At 62.9% G+C, this 2,344-nt stretch carries 3 protein-coding genes and 1 pseudogene; 3 read left to right on the top strand and 1 reads right to left on the bottom strand.

Translation table 11 applies throughout. The features are described 5' to 3' along the window. Positions 1-329, bottom strand: a 329-nt coding sequence (locus ENZ74_RS34775) for a hypothetical protein (protein WP_206522353.1), incomplete at its 3' end; no start/stop codon positions are given. A 1,010-nt stretch (positions 330-1,339) separates the two neighbouring features. Here ENZ74_RS34775 and ENZ74_RS29505 point away from each other — a divergent pair. From ENZ74_RS29505 to ENZ74_RS29495, 3 genes and pseudogenes are all read left to right on the top strand, one after another. Next, on the top strand, positions 1,340-1,663 hold the full coding sequence (locus ENZ74_RS29505; RefSeq protein ID WP_024505644.1) for a DUF736 domain-containing protein: 324 nt from the start codon (positions 1,340-1,342) through the stop codon (positions 1,661-1,663). Positions 1,664-1,844: 181 nt separating this feature from the next. Continuing rightward, positions 1,845-2,114, top strand: a complete 270-nt coding sequence (locus ENZ74_RS29500; RefSeq protein ID WP_024505645.1) for a helix-turn-helix domain-containing protein — start codon at positions 1,845-1,847, stop codon at positions 2,112-2,114. Next, positions 2,111-2,344, top strand: a pseudogene (locus ENZ74_RS29495) (S26 family signal peptidase); the annotation flags it as partial. The gene ENZ74_RS29500 and the pseudogene ENZ74_RS29495, both read left to right, overlap by 4 nt.

Genomic DNA, 2,344 nt, shown 5'->3' with positions numbered 1-2,344 from the left:
GGCTGTAAGCGGGCACTCGTCAAGACGGACGAGGGCAGGCGAGGAGCTCTGGCCCCCTCCCCGGTGGAACCCAACGCATACGCGGCATCCGCGTTGATGGCTGCGAGCCCCACATTTCCATTGAATTCGGCGTCATGACGCCAACTTGCTCGCGCCGCTTCCAAGTCGTCAGTCGTGCTGCCGTCAGCACGAACATAGGGCTGCGCTTCACTTCCCGTCGAAGCCGCGGCAAGCAGCGTCGCCGTCAGCACGCTCCTTTGCAGATGCTTGCCAAAGGTGGACAGTGAGCGCACCTGCGCCGGGCTGTTGGTGCGAACGTAAGACGTCATTGACAACTCCTTTTTGCAAGTCGAGCCCCTTCTCCACCTTCGGCCGCCGTCGACGCGAAGAAGTCCGCATCGCGTTGAAGACGAGCTGCGAAAAAGAGAAAGATGTGTTTGATGGCTGCGGCCCCAACGGTGCCTTCAGATTTGAGATCACTTCCGCCGCGAGCGGCTGAAGCTCCTCGCAACGTCAAATCGAATCTGCTGCCAAGCCTCCAGGAAAGGAGAGCATTGCTCATCTCGCGCTTGTGCATGCAGTCAACCTTCGATCCGTGTTGCCACATCAAGAGCAAATGCCGTGCCAAAGCTCACTGGGAAGTGAACGCATGGCTCTCCCTGAAAACCTCACAAATCCAGCATGGTCAATTGTGCGGAACCCGACATGCGTCTTCTGCCACTGTCAGCTTTCGGACAGGCATGACGCGTTTCGCGCCGACCACCGGTCGATCGGTTTTGGGGCCGGTCTGTTCGCCTCATAAGAGCGCGTTACATTGCGTAGCGGTTTCCCGAGCGCCGCCACATGACACTGGACCTGCAGGTAGCACCGGCTTCTCATCCAGCCTTACTTTGGCCCCCTCGCGTATCAAATTCCCGCTGGCGAGCCCTGCTTTCATAGATCGCACCATGCCGGATGTCTGCTCTGGCGCCCGACCCGCTGGCACGATCTCGATCCGGCATAAGGGCGCAGCATCTTTGCAGGCCGTTTCATCCCGGCGTCCTGCTTGGCTGACAGACCGCACTTGGCGAGCGGTCTCCATGCTCTCTCCAAGGACCATCCCTGCGGCTGGCTTGTCGACCTATGGGCGGGTCCGGCCGCCCGAAACCCTCGCGCCATCAGCTTTTTTCCCCGCCGCCTGCGGCGGCTTCCTCGCGCCGCTTCGCTCACAAAAAAGCTGCCCGCTCGGGTCCTTCACTGTCGCTGCGGCCCTGTCGGATTCAGGCGGTCCTGACGCGCCCATTACGGTGCGCCATCGCAGGGGATGGTCCCCGGCGAAACCACAAAAGGAGACTTCGAAATGACCGCGATCGGTTACGTCAACAAGCAGGAAAACGGCGCCTACAAGGGCCAGTTCAAGACGCTCAGCGTCCGCGCCGACATCGATATCGTCCCCAACCAGGCCAAGAGCGCCGATAACCATCCCGACTTCCGGGTGCTTACGCAAGGGGTCGAAGTCGGCGCTGGCTGGATCCGCACCGGCGAGACTTCCGGCAAGGATTATGTGAGCCTGTCGATTGCAGCGCCGGAGTTCGGACCGCGCAAGCTCTACGCCAATCTCGGCCGAGCCGCCGGCCAGGACGATCACGACACCTACGCCATCATCTGGAACCCGGCCGACTGACCGGCCGAGATAAGAGCCTCGCGCCGCAGCCCCGGCGCGGGGCTCATTCCCAGGAGTTCCACCCAAACCCCGTCCGCCCTAAAGGGCGGCGAAAACTCTCCCCCGACTCTTCGCCCGTCCCCGAGACGATCTCCCTCGCCCATCCTCGCCCTCGCTTGTCCGAAGCGAAACGAGGATCATCATGGACGACGAAAACGAACGCGCGGCCCGCGCGAAAAAGGGCAGCCCGTTTCTCAGCACAGCCCAAGCCGCCTTCTATATCGGGCTCTCCCAGCGCACGCTCGAAAAGATGCGGCTCAAGGGCGGCGGCCCGAAATTCCGCAAGCACGGCCGCTATGTCCGCTATCACATCGACGAACTCGACCATTGGTCGAAAGGACACCCGCAGCACTCCATCGCCGGCGATGGCAAGGCCGGTTCCGGCCAGGGCGGCACGGGAGGCCGTTCATGAGGCGGCGCCCTTCCATCCATCTGATCGGCAGCCGCCTGAGGCGTGTTCGAGCCCGTAAGACGGTCGCCTTGGCCGCGGCCGGTCTCGGTCTTTTGGGCTTCACGGCGCTGGGAAAGCCCGCCCCTTGGCTGGTCTGGAACGCCTCGGCCAGCGCGCCGATCGGCCTTTACCGCATCGCTGCGGGAGCGCTGGCGCGTGGCGATCTCGTGCTCGTGCGCCCGCCTGAATAC

Source organism: Mesorhizobium sp. M7A.F.Ca.CA.002.15.2.1, assembly GCF_003998715.1.
GTDB lineage: Bacteria > Pseudomonadota > Alphaproteobacteria > Rhizobiales > Rhizobiaceae > Mesorhizobium > Mesorhizobium ciceri.
This window is presented reverse-complemented; position numbering and strand designations above follow the sequence as displayed.

Excerpts from the sequence above, each read along its gene's own strand:
- ENZ74_RS29505 (WP_024505644.1), top strand. The coding sequence starts at position 1,340 with ATGACCGCGATCGGTTACGTCAACAAGCAGGAAAACGGCGCCTACAAG.
- ENZ74_RS29500 (WP_024505645.1), top strand. The coding sequence starts at position 1,845 with ATGGACGACGAAAACGAACGCGCGGCCCGCGCGAAAAAGGGCAGCCCG.